Consider the following 17217-nt stretch of genomic DNA (forward strand, 5'->3'; position numbering starts at 1 on the left):
GAAGCAGAATATCGTCAATATTCCAGATCGGGCTCCTGTGGGATGACTGAATTCTACAAAATGACCCGAAATTGCCTCAAGTGTGAGAAATCCGCGTCGTCGCCGCGCCGGATGGGCGGCACGGGAAAACAGGGGGAAAGACAGGTGGGGGTCATGAAGGCAGGTGCAACGCAATATCGCACGCTGGACATCGCGGGCATCCGCGCCCTGCTGTCGGGCCTGCCGCACATTGCCGCGCGGCTGGGCGGGACGGCGACGCAGTGGCGCGTTGTGGAGGTCAGTGACGGCAACCTCAACAATGTCTTCCTGAACCACGGACCGGCAGGCGGGGTGTGCCTGAAACAGTCGCTGCCTTACGTGCGGGTCGATCCGTCGTGGAAAATGCCGCTGGACCGCACGTTTTACGAGGCCTCGTACCTGCGCGATGTCTTTCCCCTTGTCCCCGGCCTGACGACGCAATGCCTGCATTTCGACCCGGACCTGTTTGTCCTGATCGTCGAAAGCCTGTCGGGCCACCAGGTGTACCGCCATGCCCTGATGGCGGGGGTGGACTGGCCCCGGGTGGCGCCCGACATCGCCACCTTTGTTGCGCGCGCGACGTTCGGGACGTCGGTCCTGTGCGAACCGTTCGAACGCGTGTTCGACCGGCAGGCGCTGTATGCCCGCAACCAGACGCTGCGGCGCATCACGCTGGACCTTGTGATGGATGACCCGTATCACGATCATCCCCGCAACCACTGGGACGATCCGCGCCTGAACGCGGTCGTGGCGGACATACGCGCCTGCGCCGCCGTGCGGCGGGCGGTGGACGGGCTGCGGCTGCGTTTCCTGACCTGCCCGCAGGCGCTGCTGCATGGGGACCTGCATACCGGATCCATCATGGCGAGTGCGACCGATACGCGGGTGATCGACGGGGAATTCGCGATCTATGGCCCCATCGGGTTCGATTGCGGGATGTTCGTGGGCAACCTTGTCCTGCGCCGCTTTGCCGACCTGTCGCCCGATGCCGGGCGGCGCTGCGTGCGCGATATCATCCGCTTTCGCGACCGTTTCGTCGACGAGTTCACCCGCCTGTGGGCCGATGCGCGGCCAACCCCGTCCGATACGCGGGGTCCCTGCGCCTTTTTCACCCCCGATGGGGCCACCGCCATGTCGCCGGGGCGCGTGGCGTTCATGGACGGGGTGTTGGACGACCTTGTGGGCTATGCCGCGATGGAAATCATCCGCCGCATCATCGGATACGCCCATACGGCGGATTTCGACGTGATCGCGCGGCCGGACGAACGCACGACCCGGCGGGAGGCCGCCCTGCGTTTTGCCTTCGGGCTGCTGCGCGATCATGGGCGGCATGACAGCGTGGCGGCGGCCTTTGGCGGACTGGCGCAGGACAACCTGTCATCGTAAGAAAGTTTTTGGTGAAGCTTTTTTCAAAAATCTTCGAAATACGCTGCATTTTTAAGAAAAGACAGCGCCCGGAAACTTCTGTTATGCCCGATCAGATGGAAAATGTGGCAACGGGTGCCTCCGCCTTCGGGCGGGACAGGCCGTTGCTTTCGGCCTGGCGTACCAGTTCGTCAAGCGTGATCTTGCGGTATTCGTGGTCCAGGAATTCCCCCATCCGGTCAAGGAACGGGCGGATCGCGGCATTGAACAGCGGCCCGTTGCGTCTGTCGGGGCGGCTGTCATCGCACCGCATGGCATGGTGGATGTCCGACAGCAGGATTTCGCGCGCCGGATGGCCCAGCCTGTATCCGCCTCGTGGCCCGCGCACCCCCGACAGCAGCCCCGAGCGCGACAGTTCCTGCAGCACGGGTTCGATCCCGCGTCGCGCCATGCCCGAACGCCGCGCGATTTCGGTGGCGCTGACGGTGTTGCCGTGCGTGCCGTGAAAGGCGACGTCGAGCATGATGTAAATCGCCGTTACCGTGCGGTCGCGGATGCCCTGCATGCGATATGTCCCTGTTATGCGTGATGCCGCGCGCGCGGGGCGATGTCGTCCAGGGCGATGCCCCCCGGACGCGCGTCACCCAGGGAGGCATCGCCCGGCGGCGGAAGCGTCGCCAGGAAATCCCTGAACCAGTCCAGCCCCTGCGCCCACGCGCCGAGCGGCGACATATTGCCGATATGCCCCAGCCGCCCCGCCCCGATCAGCGGCGCGCCCCATGCGGCGGCGAACGTCCCGGCGCGGTGCGGCGACAGCCATTCGTCATCGGTGCTGGCGATGATGCGTGCGGGAAAGGGCAGGGGCGATGGCGACGGGAACGCGAAATCGCGCAGGGCGGGCACCTGTTGCGCGCGCGGGCCGCGCAGGTCGGCGGGCGCGACCAGCAGCGCGCCGGCCACGCGCACGCGCGTCTGCTGCTGTCCCCATCGCGCGACAAGGACCGCGCCAAGGCTGTGGGCCACGAAAACGACCGGCCTGTGGCAATGGGCCAGCGTCCGTTCCAGCCCGGTCACCCACATGTCCCAGCGCGGCTGGTCCCAGTCCGCCTGCCGGACGCGCCGCGACGGCAGCAGCGCGTGCCAGTGCGACTGCCAGTGGCGCGGGCCGGAATCATGCAGCCCCGGCACGATCACAAGGTCATAGGGCGCCAGCAGCCCGCGCAGGTGGCGTACCGACGCCGCGACGTCGTGCGTCGTCCCCGTCGTGGAAAAAGCGGCCCCGCCCGATGGCGATGCATCGGGGGATGGCGTCGTGGGAAGTATTTCCGGTACAGAGGGATCCAGCGTCATGGGTATCCTCCACCGTTGCCTATGCCGCCGCCCGGCGCGGCGAGGCGGATGGCGCCACCCCCGGCCCGGCCGCGGCCCGCAACGTGTCAAGCAGGTGCAGCGCCTCGCGGAAATCCCTGTTGCCAGCACGCGATTGCGCGGGCGGATGGGACAGGGTGGTGCGGATCGTCCTGTCCGGCGCGATCAGGAAAACGACATGTTCCGCCACCATGTCGGGGGCGGGCGTGTCTTCGAACTCCGCCCCCGAATACAGCCGCGCTATCGCCGCCCCGTCGCCCGGATCGCATACCGCGACGCCGCCCGGCGGCAGGACGGGGGCAGGGCAGGCGCCACCATCCGCCCCGCCATGGTGGGGCAGGCAAAGGATTTTTACCGAACGGTCAAAATGGCCGTGGGGGAACGTCATGGGGTGGAAATCACCGGGATGCGTCACCAGCATGCCCCATGACCGGCCCAGCCATTCGTGAAAACGGATGCGGCCGATGGTGGTCCGCGCCGTGAAATCCGGCGCCCTGTGCCCGGCGAATAATGCCATCGCCTGTTCCCCCCGCAAATCCTGTTTCATTGCGCGGCGCCCTGTCCGTCCCGTCATGGGAGGGCTTCCGTCTTCCTGTATGAAATCACATCGATCATGCGCAGTCAAGAAAACCACAACAAAAAACGTTTATTGAAATTATCAATCTGTCGTTGTGTGTTTTTTTGGGATTTCCCCGGCAGGGTGGCCGGATTCGCAGGGAACCATCGTTCCCTCATGGGGATGGACGGCGCGCGGATGCCCACCCGGAATCCTGCATGAATGGCGGGCATACGGCAATTTTTCCATATGCGCCTCCCTTCGTTCCGGGCCGGGACGGAAGGAGGCATATTTCACAATATGAAATAGTGATTAATGGGGCCGCCGTCCATGCCGCGACATGAAAGGGGGCCATCAGCCCGTTCGGGGGCGTGCTTTGTCCAGTACGGCCCGGACGATAACGCAGGCTGCCCCGGCGTGGGGTGACGTCCGGGGGCGTCTAAAAGTCATGAAAGTTTTCGGGTGCCGCCTTTTATCTAAAAAGGCGGCGTTCTTCGAAGCTTTTTGCAAAAAGCTTCACCAAAAACTTTTATTGCGATTGCAGGGGGTATTGGAGGAAGGCGGGCATTCTTCAGGCGGGGACCTCGATCGGCATGGTGGGCGCGTCAACAGGCGCGACCGCGTGGCCGACCTGCCTCGCAAGCAGTTCCACCGCCGCGAGGTAGATGGCGCTGAATCCGCAGAACATTCCTTCATACCCCGCGATGAGCGTCAGCACCGGCTGTTCGAGGATCTCGGCAGCGCCAAGCAGCACAAACAGCACCGTCAGGCTGGTGAACACCACCTGGTGCATCCGCGATGCCCGCAGCGTACCGACCGTCATGATGGCGGTGAACAGGCCCCACATCAGCAGGTAACCCCCCATCAGGGCGGGCGATGACGCCGGCGCCAGCCCCCATTGCGGCAGGAACAGCAGCACGACAAGCGACAGCCAGAACGCGCCATACGACATGAACGCCGTCAAGCCGAACGTATTGCCGTTGGCGTATTCCAGCAGCCCGGCGACAAACTGCGTCGCGCCCCCGAACACCAGCCCCATCGCAAGGATGGCGCCTCCCATCGGGACAAGATGCGCGTTATGCAGGTTGAGCAGGACGGTCGTCATGCCAAACCCCATCAGCCCCAGCGGGGCGGGATCTGCTTTTGCCGAATTGTGGGTCATGCCGCGATTCCATTCCATGGCGGATAAATCATGACAAAACATGTCACGGGCGGCGGGGCGCGGCATATTAAAATATGGCTTAACAGCCTGTCGGTTTGTCCGCCGGAAAGCGGCAATCGTGTCGTGATCCGGATGCAGGTTTGCCGCCACGAAGCATATGCCGATGTGCGACATGTCACCTGCCCGATCCGGCGTAAGGAAAAAATCCCGCTTGCATGGCTGACGGTCAGAAGCGCGGGCATCAGGCGCGGATGATACTGCGCCTTGCCACCCGTGCGCACCGGCGCGGAAAACACATTCATCGGAACCGGCTCAACGGCAGCTGCAACGAAATGCGCCATATCGCCAGCCGGAAGCCACGCCTTCGGATCAGGCGGCAGAAGATACGGCTGAGACCGGGCACGGGATGAAGCGGTTTATCACACCACCTTGCAACCTCATCCCTTCACAGGATACCCCGGCCCGACAGGCCCCAGCCCCAGGCATCAACTGGAACCCTGCCCTTCGCGCAGGGTAGACCGACAGGGTATTGTGGGGTAACGTCGCCAGGAACAAGAGCGGCAATTACTTTCTGTTCGTGAACGACACAGACAGGAACAGCCAGAATTTTCTTGCGGGCCATTCTGGGGAAGACGCCACCGTTCCGGACCTGTGCCGCATCGGAATTACGATCCTACACCATGTTACCCATACTCAGCGTGCTGGTCGGCGTTTATTCAATCCACCTGATTGGCACGGGCAGCCATGTCACAGGTGGCCTGCTGCTCATCACGGATATCATCTGTATCATGTTGGGAACTTCCCCGGTGAAAAGGGAAATGCAGGCAGATGACACGCGAAGCCGGGAGCCTGCGCCGCGTCAGGATGAACGGCCCGACATGCATGAAATCCATCAGTCGACGCCCCACGTGACTGCCGATGCCTGCGAAAGGCAGGAAATCACCAGCAATCCGGCGACAGACATCCCCCCGGCAGGATCGACGGCCCAGGCCATGGACATGCTTCGTGCGCTGGTGGATGATGTCGCGACCGGGAAGGGCACCAGACCCCCGCCCAGTGTCTATGACAGGGCGGCGGAAGCCGGGAGCATAACCGTCCAGAAGTTCCTTGCCCATATTGCGCAACAGGGCGGGGATGTCGATAAGGCGCGCAACCATGCGGAAAACGTCTTCTGCTTCGGGTTCAACACGTATCTGGATGAAGAAAACGTGGACAGTCGGTCGCACGAAAGCTGCTGTGAACTGGAACTGGCCATCATGGCATGGAAAAGCCGCAACCCCTGACCTGTGTCGGTAAAGCCCCGGTTTCCAAAGGGTAATACCCTTTGGTGGGGTTTCAGGGGCAACGCCCCTGAGGACACGCGACACCCCCATGCGACATGATGTGTGGCCCCTCCCGAAAAAAAGAGGCGTCAACCGCATATTTTCCCGCCGGGGCTTTCCCGCGATGCGGAACATCCTGTTGCTGTCACGATCACAGCAGTTTTCAGAAAGCTTCGAAAGAACGCCGCCTTTTTGAAAAAAGGCGGAACCCGGAAACTTTCATTGCCTTTGCCGGCGGCCCCCCATCAATGAATGACGGCGCAGGCCACGCGATCGCCCGCCCCGCCAATCGGCTGCGTGCGGTAATCGTCGGGACTGGCGTGGATGACAAGGGCCGATCCGTCGGAATCCAGCAGTCCCGGATGGCCGTCCGTGCCGTTAAGGGTCACCAGCGTCGAATACAGTTCGACCGTCGCGTTGCCGTCCTGTCCGACGAAGATGTTGGGCAGGTCCCCCGCGTCGTTCGCGTTGGCGTTCAGCAGGCCATGGACCACCGGCGTCGTGGCATGGACATGCGCGCCCGCGTCGGTGAATTTCGGCGGCCCGCAGGTGCCCTTTTCATGGAAATGCACGCCGTGCCATCCGGGGATCAGCCCCGTGGCCTCGATACGCAGCAGCACCCCCTTGGGCGCTGCCGTCACATGGATCGACCCCCGCGCCGTGCCGTCCGTGCCCATCAGGCTGCCCGATGCCGTATCGGCCGCATGGGCAGGGGTGGCGAAAGCCGCGTAACCGCAGGCAAGGGAAAGCAGGCCAAGGGAGAGAGGGCCGCAAAGCCGGGAACGTCGTGTGGGCATGGGGATTTCCTTTCGACGAAGGCGCGATGTCGTGGGGGCACGGGACGGCAGGGTTATGGTGCGACGCACGGCCGTTCGTCCGGAGGTTCCGCCTGCCATGACCCGCGCGGCGTGTGACGGCATGCAGTTTCGGCCCATGCGCGGGGAACCGGAATCCAACTCTTTGTGAGGGCGGGGCCACCCGCAACGAAAAACGGCACCGCCATGTTGCAGGCGATGCCGTTTCCTGTATCGGTCTTAAGGGGGCAGGGCGTTACATGCCCGTCGTGCCAAAGGTACAGCCGGTGGTGCTGCAGATCATTTCGCTGATGGGATAGAAATAGGACTGCGCCTGGATCATCCACCGGATCGCGCCGCAGGCCAGCCCGCCACTGATCCCGCCGGATTGTCGCATCTGCTGGGCCAGGTACTGGAACAGCGCGGAACTGGTGACGTCATTGGACGACAGCCAGATGGTCGTGACGCACACGAACAGCACGCCCGCCACGATGATGTGGACCGGCCTTGGCTGCATTCCCACGGTATAAAGCGCGTAGAACATGCTTTTGTACATATGCACCAGCGCCCCGATGGCGGAAAAGACGAGGGCGAGGGCCGGGGCGATCACCGCCTCCATCGCCTCGCGGCCGATATGGGCGTGTGCCTTCCCGTCAAGGAAGGTGTCGGGGGCGTAATCCAGCTCCCGGATCTTCCTGTCCACTTCGCGGCCCACCATGACGTCGCGCACGTGCGTCGTGTATTCATCGGGCGTCATGTCGGCATTGACGGCAATGTCATCGGGGATATTCAGCGCCTCGCGCAGCTGTGCCACAATGGACGGCTGCTGGGCAAAGGCGTGGAAGTCGAGCTGCGGCGGGATGAAACCCCGATGGTGCGTCAGCCGCCTGAGCGCGTTTTCATAGGTCATCCGCGCAAGTCCCGACTGGCTGCTGCGGGCATAGGCATAGGACAGGTCGGTATAGACGTTGTATTCCTTCTGTATTTCCTGCTGCACGGTGGCATAGCCGTGGTTGTAGACGTACCCGTCCGAACCGCCGGTATCATTCCGCACGGACCGCGCCATCACCTGCTTCACGTCGTCGAGGACCTTCTGGTCGACATGCTGTACCGACATGCCCATCAGTGGCAGGATCGACAGGAACGCCTTGCCCGACGGGGAATGGCGGGCATGGTCGTCAAGCCTGATCGCCTCCGCCTTGATAAGCCCGCTGATGAGGTCGCGGTTGACGTACTGCAGCAAAAGCGCGTTGCGCCGCTGTTCCCCGGTGGAATGATCGACGATCTTTTCCACCAGCGCCTTTTCCCCGTAATAGGCCGCGGGCATCAGCGCCATGGCGCTGCAGATCAGCAGCAGCAGCACCCAGCGCCCGCGCTGGTAGGTTTCGTTGGACAGGCGCAGGATCGGCCCCCATATCGCGATCGTCAGCGCCACCCCCGAAATCAGGCGGCCATAATGTTCGATCGCGGTGATGTCGTGCCGCGTTGCGATACCGCCCGTGATGTCGAGCAGCCGGGCATTGAACCCGAGTTCGATTGTGAGGTAGCCCACCGTCAGGCCCAGCATGACCGGGGCATAGTCACGCGGGCTGGTGGCGTTGGAAAAGTTGATGAACGGTATCTTCACTTCGTCAGGTCCAGGCTGACGTCCTTGGACGTATCGGTTTCATCGGCATGCGTGCTGCCGACCTGTATTTTCTTCATGTGGACCGGCGCCGGCCGGGCCGGGGCGACAGGGGCGGCGGGGGACGACGACGCTGACCTCGCGGCGGCTTTCCTCGCCGCCGTGGCCTCGGCCAGCAGCCTGTCGTCAAGCGCCCTCTGGTCTATCTTCGCCCTGGCGTCGTTGTTGTCCAGGGTCATGGATGCGGACTGGTCCGCGCGGATGACGGGCAGGATGGTCGGGCGCTCCCTGATCCGCCGGAACATCGGCGACACGACGTAGGAGCGTACCGTGTTGTTCTGGTAAACGTAGGTCAGGCTCTTGCCGATGGGGGCATGAAAGATGACCATCCCCGTATAGATCGGAGCGAACCATAATGTCGGCTGGCACGGACCTTCCAGCATGTTGACGCGCATGTTCCTGCCACCCCACAGCGAGACGACCGCGTAACGGCGGTCGCATGTGCTGTCGCGCCCGCGCAGGATCATGACGGTCTCGTTCTGCAGCTGTGCGGCCTCCAGGACAAAGGTATCGTGGATGTCCAGCGGCGCCCTGGCGTCATGGCCCACGACCGCCATGTAATCGTGGCCATGCGCATCGGTTTCCAGCGCGATCTGGCTGCCTTCGTACATCAGGCTTTCGCGCGGGGTGTCGGGCGGCACCACCTGCGCGCGGGCGGTCGATGACAGCGCGATGCACGCCATGACGCCCGCCCCGAAAAGAAACGGGCGGCGCCCGGTCGAAAACATATGCTTCAGTAATGAATAACCAGATGTCGAAAATGAATTAAATGAAAAATCCGAAGTCGTCATGTCGGTAATGTCATCCGCAGGGTTTCCGTTTCATCGCGACAGGGCGCGTTCTTCCAAATCGCGTTCCAGGGCGCGTTTCCACCACCACGAAACATTGTCATGAGACCTTAACCGCCCGCCCTGTATTTGTTTCAGATATCGTATCGACGCATAACTTGTCACCCTGCTATAAACCGGTCGGTTAAATTAAATCGTACGCGGGGGATAGGGCCGAGTGGATACCACACAGCTGCGCAGGCAGGCGGAAGAGGGCGACCTGTCCTCCATCATGGTGATGGCCCGTATCCATTCGGCGCGCACGCAGGGCGTCGATCCCGCAGATCCCGTCGCCTATCGCCGGGCGATTTACAGGTGGTGCGCCGCCGCGGCCAAGCAGGGATCGGCCGAGGGGCTGGTCGCGCTGGGCGACTGGTGCGCCCTGGGCGGGGAGGCGCGGCCCGCCACGGCGCAGTTCTATGAACGGGCGGTCATCTGTTACACCAGGGCGGCCGAGGCGGAAGGAATCGGGCTGGACGAACTGCCCTTCGATCCCGAACGCCTGTGGCGGCCCGCGACCACCGACGGGCTGCTGTCGTCGTATTTCGACATGGTCAATTGCGATGATGACGACGCCACCGCCGCCGTCATCGCGGCGGCGCGCGCGGACAGTTCCACCATCCCCGACGTCGCGTGGCTCGAAAACTGCGCGCGAAAGGGCGTGCCCGGCGCTGCGGCCCTGCTTTCGGACCTCATGGGCTATCCCAAGCTGTTCAGTGTCGAATATGGCGCCTATGCCACGCCCAGGCTTGGCGATTACGAGCAGCCGGACCTGATGGACTGGCTGCTGGCGGCGGTCGTCAAGGGCGATTTCTATGCCATGACCGCCATGATGGCCCGCGCGTTCAACGCTAACACATGGCCCACGACGATGCCCGAGGTTCTGGACGACATGGGCGCCCGGATGACCGCCGCGCCGCCTTTCCTGCGGGGGCGCCTGGCGCAGATCGCCGCGATGGCGGCGCAGTCCGTGAATGACCTGGCCGCAACCCGCAAGTGGCTGGACATAGGTGTGGCATGCGGCGACCTGTGGTGCGAATACGCCCTTGCGCGGCTGGACCTGGCGCAGATGCCGCGCGGCCCCCTGCTGAGCGCCGCCGAGCACGAGGCCCGCAAAAACGAGAGCGAGAGGATCGTAAACAGCCTTATCAAGGAGGGAAAAGGGGTCACGCGCGACGAGGTTCATGCACCCCTGGCCCTGCAGAGTGCGGCGATCAAGCTGCTCGGCGACATTGCGATGATCTTCCCGACGGAACAGAACAAAGCCCCGTGGTCCTGTTACAAAGCGGCGGCGGAGCAGGGGAATGCGGCCGCCATGGCCGCCGTAGGCAATTACGTGCTGCGTTACCCCGGCCCACGGGCGCAGTCTGAGTACAAATACCTGCGCGAATGGCTGGAAAAGGCAAGCCGGACAAAGGTCATCACCACGGGCAGGGCTGATTACTGCGTCGACTCTATGCTGCGGACGGACAACCCGGAAAGCAGGTCGAAGTGTAAGGAGTTTTTTGAAGGCCTGCTGTCCATATGCGACCAGATAGACAGGGGCGGGGACGACCTGATTCGCAATGTCGCCCGGACGACGGCGGAGGATTTCAGGCGCAATTACGCCTATGTGCTGGAAATGCGTGGCGTGCTGGCCTCCGCCCCCCGGCCACGGTGGGGGAGCCTGTCGGGGATCACCCCGTACGAGGTCGACCTGCCAGGGGCCGCGCAGATGTACGAGAAGGCCGCCCTGCTGGGACGTGCCTCCGCGATGTTGCGCTATGCCGACTGCCTGCGTGACGGGACGGGCGTGCAGCGTAACCTGCCCGCCGCCACCGAATGGTATGAAAAGGCCACGGAACAGGGCAACATCCCCGCCCGCGTGGAACTGATCAAAATCCTTTTCGATCCGCGCTCGGGGGCGACGGACCCCGCCCGGGCCGAGGCGCTGCGCCAGAGCCTGTACCTGCCGGAAGCGACGATGCGCCGGCACGATTACTTTTACTTCGACCTTCCGCGCGTCGTCGCGGCGCAGGAAGAGGCGTTCGCCCTGACATGGCAGCTCTACCTCCAGGCGACCGACGCGAAGCGCAAGGACAGCCTGCGCACGCAGGTGGAGATCTATTGCCGGTGGGCGGGGGATTATAAGAGGGACCTCGATTTCAGCCTGCGTTTCGTGAAATGGGCGCGGCGCGCGAAGCTGGACCCGCAGGTGGTCACCGTCGTGCATAACGCGGCGCGCTATACACTGGAACTATGGGCTGCAAAGGGATCACGGTGCGAGGAGGGATCTCCGGTCGCACGCCGGCTTCTGGGCGAGCTGCTCCTGCGTGGGGAAATGATGCCGCGTGACATAAAACGTGGCATGGAACTGATCGGGACGCCGGATGCCAATGATGTCGCGGGACTTGAGGCCATCGCGCTGGCAGGCGGCGGCGATGCCCGCGACGCCACCACCGTCGCCCGCTACAGGGCGGCCTCCCGCGCGGGAAGCCTGAAGGCGCAGGCATGGATGTTCGAGAATGTCTGGCCGGGGGAAAAGGACAAGGCAGCCGATCAGTACATGCGCGAGGCCATCGAATGCCTGCCCCGTCTGGTGGATGCAGGCGTCCTCACGCCTGAAAAAATCGTCAGTGTCTGCCTGTTGGCCCTTTCCCGCATCAGCTGCCGTGGCGGCATTCTGGATCTTTATGCGGGCCTCAAGCACGATACCCCCAAAAATATCATCTGGTTTCCGCAGCATGCGCGTCCCATCCTGACGCAGCTGGCCACGACCTATGCCGAGAAGTCGGTCGCGGCGGGCGGCGGCGTTCGCACCGATACGTTGATGTGCCTGCGGTATGCCTGTGGGAATTACATGGACGGGAAATTGCGCGACAGCGCCATGGAATGGCTGGAAAAGCTCGCGCGTGACGGGAATGTACGCGCGATGCAGTTCCTGTCCTTTGCCCATAATGTCCATGACAAGAACCCGCTGTCGAATGCGGGGAAAGCGTTTTTCTGGGCCGATCAGGCCGCCAGGTGCGGCAATGAGTGGGGTATGTTGCGGCTGGCGTACTGCCACTGCCTTGGGATCGGGGCGCCCCGCAATTACCGCAACGCGCTAGGCCTGTTCCAGGAGCTGCAGAAAGTGCCCGGTCACTGGGGATATTTCGGGGAGGCGATGTACCTGGGCGGCCAGAAAAAGGGCCTTCTGGGCCCGCTGTTCAGCAACACCAGGAAGGCCGATGAACTCATGCGCAAGGCGGCCAACAACACGTGGGGCGATTACACCACTTTTGGCGACCTCAAGGCCCGCGACGCCGTAGCCATGTACGAGGAGTACAAGCAAATTCCGGATCACTGGTCCCCTCACGAAACATACCGGCTGTATGGCGCCGATCCCACCGGCATCTTCTTTCCCCATATCCAGAAGTATTTCCATGGTGGCACGCTGCCGTTCTTCTTCGTGCCGTTCCAGCCTGACACGTTGGACACAAAGAACGATATTGCGATGTTCAGCGGCGTCCTGATGCCCTTCCCGCGAAAAAGCTGACGGGCTGACGCGCATGACCTGCTGTCCCGTTTCCATGACATCCTTTCAATCCCAAGGCGGAGAACCCGTTTCATGAGTGGAACCGCATCGGACCTCGACGACCTTCTGGGCCTGACCCCCGCCCCCGACGCCCCCGCGCCGGAGGCCGCGCCGTCTGCCGCGCCATCCGCCGGCCGGCCCGCGCGCCCGCTGGTGCGGCCCGTCGCGATCGACGACGCGCTGGCCCTCGACGCCGCGTGGCGCGCCGAATACGCGACACGGGCCAGGCCCGGCCGCGAGCAGTCGGCCGGGGTGTGCGAACTCAGTGTCGGGCCGGAGGGGACCGCGGTGCGCCGGGCGCTCTATGCGCCGGAGGTCTTTCACCTCAACGCCTCGTTCCTTTCGGATGACTGCGCCGGGCTGCATGCCGAATGGGCGCCCGCGTGGGTGCAATGGCTCAAGCAGGGGGAACATGTCGGGCTGACCCGCGCGGATCAGGATGGCTGCCTGCTGCGCTGGGGCCGCGATGCGGATCCGTATGGCGCCATCCGCTACCTCCCGCTGATCGGGGGGCGCAGGTCATGGGTGATCCTGTCGGACGACAGGACGAGGGAGACCGCAATCGGGCTGATTCGCGCGCTGGTGCTGCGCCTTGCGTGCATGATGGGCAATGACGTGCGCTTTGTCCTGCTGGACCCCAATGGCGGGGGCACCACCTTCCCGCAGCAGGGGCTGCTGCCGTCGCACCTGCCGGCCAACAACGCCGTCCCGGCGGAAACGCTGGGCCTTGTCATGGACAGGCTGGCGAAGGTGACGGCCACGATGCTCGATGGCACGCGGGCGCAGGATTTCCACAAATGGGACCGCCGCGACCAGAAGGATGCCGGCGGGTATGAGGTCGTCTGCGCGCTGGATATGGGCGATACGGCCAAGTACAATCCCATGACGACGCAGCTGACGGACCTTGCGCGCACGGGGCCGCTTGCGGGGCGTTACCTGCTTTTGCATGTCAACATGGACAAGGCCCTGCCGCACGGGTTCGACCTGAAGGCCATCATGGACGACGCCCACGTGATCGACCTGCGCGAATGCGACGCCGGATGCGTGGACCGTCCGCCGGACGAGGCCCTGCACAGGCATATCCTCAGCCGGCTTGCCAGCGCCATGGTGGACAGCGAGCTGAAGGTCATTCCCGACAGGTGGTGGACGAAGACGTCGCAGGAATGCGTCGGCACCTCCCTTACCGACAGCGACGACGGGCTTGGCGTCCTGTTCGGGCAGGAAACCGGCGGGCGCAGCACCCGCTCCATCACGGCGGGCGTGCTGTCGGGCATACCGGGTTCGGGCAAGTCCAACGTGCTGGCGCTCATCATCATGGGCCTTGCGATGCGCTACCCGCCGGAGGAACTGCAGTTCCACCTGCTCGACCTCAAGGGCGGGGTGGAATTCCAGGCCTATGCGAAGCTGCCGCACGCGGCGGTCATCGCCTCGAACGCGGTGCCGGGGGCCATGATCGGCTTCCTGCGCAACATGCGTGGGGAAATGGACCGGCGGTACGACCTGTTCCTTGACCGCGACGACGGCAAGGGGGAGTTCAGCGACCTGCAGCAGTATCACGCGGCGGGCCAGCCGCGCGGTCCCGCGCCGCGCATCCTGATCGTGATCGACGAGTACCAGACCCTGTTCGACGAGGAACAGAGCCAGGACGAGGCTGCGAACCACCTCAAGGAAATCGTCAGCAAGGGGCGCGCCGCGGGCGTGCATGTGCTGCTGAGCTCGCAGAAGATGGTGCCTTCGGGCATGTCGCGCTCGCAGCATATCATGAGCATGATCACCCTGCGCATGTCGCTGCAGATGGCGGCCGACGAGGTTGATTCGATGTTCGAATTCGGGACCGAGGGCCGGCAGGTCCTGCGCGGCCTGCAGGAATCGGGGCGGATCCTGATCAACGACCATGGCGGCGCGGACGGCTTCAACCATGCGGGCAAGGTCGGTGTGCTGGACGGGCGTCCGCCGGCGCAGCGCACGACGCCGTCGGAACGTGAAAAGGCGGCGGTGCGCCTTGCGCCCCTGTTCGCGCGGTTCGAGGCGATGGCGCAGAAATGGCCCGCCGAAAAGCGCGCGGCATGGCCGACGACGCAGGTGCTGACCGGGCAGGTCCGTCCGGGGCTGAAGCAGAACTTCCTGGTGCGTGAGGCGCTGCGCACGCATGGCGCGATCAGGCTGACGCAGTTGCTGGAAATGGGCGGCAGGCCCGCCGCCGCCGGGGGGCTGCAGGAACTGGGCATCGATTCGCGCTTCCTGCCGGTGCCGCTGATGCTGGGCCGTGATTCCACCCTGAACGGACAGGCCTGCGTGCCCCTGTCGCACGAGGGGGGCGAAAACCTGCTGTGCGTGATGGAGATGAAGGCCGCGCGGCTGCAGATGGACGTGGTGGCGACGGTTGTCGCCTCGCTCGCCGCGCTGTCGCCCGACGTGGTGGGATCGGTGCGCATCCTCAACCTCGCCCCGGCGAAGCTGGTGCCCGACGATTTCGATTACGGCGACGCGATTGCGGCCGGCCTTGCCGCGGCGGGGCTGCCGCGGCCCGCGAACATCACGGTTTCGACCAGTCCCGACGACGCGGTCGGCCTGATCGGTGCCGTGGCGCCGCCGGGGACGGCCGACATCCTGATCCTCATCGATCCCGAACGCGCGTCCCCGCTGCTGGTCGGACCGCCGGAGACGGCGCGTTTCAGCACTTTCCCGCTGATGGAACGCCTCAAGCAGGGGCCGGACATGGGGCAGCACACCATCATCTTCACCAGTTCGCTGCAGCGGCTGTACAAGGTGGTCGTGAACGAGACGGTGGGCGGTGGCCTGTCGCAGCTGTTCCGCTGGGTGCTGGTCGAACGGGTTGACGACGACCTGCGCGCGGCGCTGCGGCTGATCCAGCCGCTGTCGCGCGCGGGCGGCGGCAACCGCCCCGGCAAGGACAGGGATACGACCGCCATCCTGCTGGGCCGGTCGGGCAAGGAAACCGTTGTTACGGTGTTTGGAGAATAGGCATGTCATCCCTGGACGACACATACGTGCAGATGGGCGATTTCGAACAGAAGCTGGCGGAGTTCAGCGAGGTCCTGGCCCGTTCGCTGGTTGACCTGACGCGGCAGCACGAACAGGCGATGGCGGCGTGGGGCAATGACCGCAGCGCCGTGGCCTATAACCGGTCGTGGGAAGAGCTGAGCGACGCGCTGATGAAATGGAGCCAGGGCGACGCGCCGGCCTATCTGGGGTTCATCAACCAGAAACGCCATATCCTGCGCCAGTTCCTGGAGAGTGGACGATGACCGATACGACGCAGCTGGTCTCCGCGCTGGAGGGGTACATCACCGCGCTGTCGCGCAACAATGGCGCGATGGAACAGTCCTTTGGCGAGCTGGAACGCAGCTGGCGCGCGCTTTCGATGGTGTATCACGGCAACGGGGCGGAACAGTTCGCCACCATGTTCGGGGGCAGCATGCGAAAGATGCAGGAATGCAGCGCGATGATGAACCTGATCCAGCACAAGCTGAAGGAGCGCCTGGAATACCTGCGGCAGCTTGATACCCCGGGCGGGGCCTGAGCGCGATGGAATCGAGTGATCCGCGCGTCCTGGTCCTTCTGCTGGAATCCATCCTGCAGAACCACGTCCTGCCGCAGCAAAGGACGCTTGGCGCCATCGCGACGTTCGGCCGGACGCAGGCATGCCTGCGTGACGAGGCCGAAAAGGCCGTGCGGGAGGCCCGGCGCGTTGCCGAGGCGACGCGCGTCGCGCGCACGCAGGTCGAGGCCTGCGCCACCACGCTGGAACGCCAGCGTTCCGGGGCAAAGGCCGCCCATGGCCGTGCCACCGTGCAGCTTGGCAACGCCCTCGATGCGCGTCAGGCGACGCAGAACCGGCTGGACCTGTGGGAGGACCGCCTGAGCAGCGCCACCTCCGTCCGGATCGCGGCACAGAACGACGTCACGGCGGCCGAGGCCCGGGTGCGCAGCGCGGAGGCAAGCCTCAGCCGGGCGGAAAGCGAGCTTGCCGACGCCCAGTCAAGGCTGAGCAGCTGCGAAAGCTCCTACTACGTCGATTCCGAGGGGAACCATATCCGCTATGACTGTTCCGCGCATGCGGGGGCCGTCGGCCGGGCCAGTGGGGAACGCAATGCCGCCGCCGCGGCCCTGGGGCGGGCGAACGCGGACCTGTCCGCGGCACAGGGCCGCCTGAACGCGGCGATCGCGCATGAAAACCACTGCCGCGCCTGTGTTGCGCAGGCCGGCCGCGCCCTTGATACCGCCAGGACGGCCTGCACCCTTGGCGAACGCGCGGTGAACGAGGCATCCCACGCGATCGAACGGGTCGAGGCGACGCAGCCGCTGCTGGAGCGGATGCACGCGCTGGCGAAGGTGGCGCAGGACGCGGCCGAAAGGTGCATGGTGCGTGCCAACCATGCCACCGCGCGCGGCGACAGCGCCATGACGCAGTTCGCCACCTGCCAGAGGGTGGGGGACGAAAATGCCCAGTACGCGCGCATGATGGACAGCAAGCTGACGGAACAGGTCCAGCTGCTGCTTGCCTTCAACGCCGCGAACTGAAGCCTGTCCCAGAAATCCTG

14 protein-coding genes and 1 pseudogene are annotated in these 17217 nt (G+C 64.4%); 7 read left to right on the forward strand and 8 right to left on the reverse strand.

What is annotated here, in order from left to right; all coding sequences use genetic code 11:
• The first annotated feature begins 153 nt into the window (after positions 1–153).
• Positions 154–1404 (forward strand): S-methyl-5-thioribose kinase, encoded by a 1251-nt coding sequence (mtnK, locus tag CFR71_RS10915; protein WP_110531127.1) that lies wholly within the window; start codon positions 154–156, stop codon positions 1402–1404.
• A 91-nt stretch (positions 1405–1495) separates the two neighbouring features.
• On the opposite strand, the gene CFR71_RS10920 is transcribed toward mtnK, so the two are convergent.
• The 5 genes and pseudogenes from CFR71_RS10920 to CFR71_RS10940 form a co-directional block, all read right to left on the reverse strand.
• Complete coding sequence (locus CFR71_RS10920; protein WP_110531025.1) at positions 1496–1948, reverse strand: RrF2 family transcriptional regulator; 453 nt, start codon at positions 1946–1948, stop codon at positions 1496–1498.
• Positions 1949–1962: 14 nt separating this feature from the next.
• Positions 1963–2733 (reverse strand): RBBP9/YdeN family alpha/beta hydrolase, encoded by a 771-nt coding sequence (locus CFR71_RS10925; RefSeq protein WP_110531027.1) that lies wholly within the window; start codon positions 2731–2733, stop codon positions 1963–1965.
• 19 nt (positions 2734–2752) lie between these two features.
• Positions 2753–3298, reverse strand: a complete 546-nt coding sequence (locus CFR71_RS10930) for a thioredoxin domain-containing protein (RefSeq protein WP_110531029.1) — start codon at positions 3296–3298, stop codon at positions 2753–2755.
• Between the two features lie 580 nt (positions 3299–3878).
• Positions 3879–4487, reverse strand: a complete 609-nt coding sequence (locus CFR71_RS10935; RefSeq protein WP_110531129.1) for an acetate uptake transporter — start codon at positions 4485–4487, stop codon at positions 3879–3881.
• 51 nt (positions 4488–4538) lie between these two features.
• Positions 4539–4910: pseudogene (locus CFR71_RS10940) on the reverse strand (IS5/IS1182 family transposase); the annotation flags it as partial.
• Between the two features lie 437 nt (positions 4911–5347).
• Between CFR71_RS10940 and CFR71_RS10945 the strand changes: the two are divergent.
• A complete protein-coding gene (locus CFR71_RS10945; RefSeq protein ID WP_133250298.1) occupies positions 5348–5752 on the forward strand; it encodes a hypothetical protein in 405 nt (134 codons plus the stop codon).
• Positions 5753–6036: 284 nt separating this feature from the next.
• Here CFR71_RS10945 and sodC read toward each other — a convergent pair whose 3' ends face one another.
• The 3 genes from sodC to CFR71_RS10960 form a co-directional block, all read right to left on the reverse strand.
• Positions 6037–6588 carry a superoxide dismutase[Cu-Zn] gene (gene sodC, locus CFR71_RS10950; RefSeq protein WP_110531034.1) on the reverse strand — a complete coding sequence of 184 codons (552 nt, stop codon included), beginning with the start codon at positions 6586–6588 and terminating at the stop codon, positions 6037–6039.
• A gap of 253 nt (positions 6589–6841) precedes the next feature.
• The gene (locus tag CFR71_RS10955) at positions 6842–8212 is read right to left on the reverse strand and encodes a hypothetical protein (RefSeq protein WP_110531036.1); all 1371 of its coding nucleotides are present in this window, start codon (positions 8210–8212) and stop codon (positions 6842–6844) included.
• A complete protein-coding gene (locus CFR71_RS10960) occupies positions 8209–8997 on the reverse strand; it encodes a hypothetical protein (RefSeq protein ID WP_110531037.1) in 789 nt (262 codons plus the stop codon). The genes CFR71_RS10955 and CFR71_RS10960 overlap by 4 nt, the downstream gene beginning before the upstream one ends.
• A gap of 277 nt (positions 8998–9274) precedes the next feature.
• Between CFR71_RS10960 and CFR71_RS10965 the strand changes: the two genes are divergently transcribed.
• The 5 genes from CFR71_RS10965 (at position 9275) to CFR71_RS10985 (ending at position 17197) form a co-directional block, all read left to right on the forward strand.
• A complete protein-coding gene (locus CFR71_RS10965) occupies positions 9275–12613 on the forward strand; it encodes a tetratricopeptide repeat protein (protein WP_110531039.1) in 3339 nt (1112 codons plus the stop codon).
• Between the two features lie 72 nt (positions 12614–12685).
• A complete protein-coding gene (locus CFR71_RS10970; RefSeq protein WP_110531041.1) occupies positions 12686–15637 on the forward strand; it encodes an FtsK/SpoIIIE domain-containing protein in 2952 nt (983 codons plus the stop codon).
• 2 nt (positions 15638–15639) lie between these two features.
• Positions 15640–15921: a hypothetical protein gene (locus CFR71_RS10975; RefSeq protein ID WP_110531043.1), complete on the forward strand. Its 282-nt coding sequence runs from the start codon at positions 15640–15642 to the stop codon at positions 15919–15921.
• Complete coding sequence (locus CFR71_RS10980; RefSeq protein WP_110531045.1) at positions 15918–16196, forward strand: WXG100 family type VII secretion target; 279 nt, start codon at positions 15918–15920, stop codon at positions 16194–16196. The genes CFR71_RS10975 and CFR71_RS10980 overlap by 4 nt, the downstream gene beginning before the upstream one ends.
• 5 nt (positions 16197–16201) lie before the next feature.
• On the forward strand, positions 16202–17197 hold the full coding sequence (locus CFR71_RS10985) for a coiled-coil domain-containing protein (protein ID WP_110531047.1): 996 nt from the start codon (positions 16202–16204) through the stop codon (positions 17195–17197).
• The last annotated feature ends 20 nt before the right edge of the window (positions 17198–17217 follow it).

This window comes from Novacetimonas pomaceti (assembly GCF_003207955.1).
GTDB classification, from domain to species: domain Bacteria; phylum Pseudomonadota; class Alphaproteobacteria; order Acetobacterales; family Acetobacteraceae; genus Novacetimonas; species Novacetimonas pomaceti.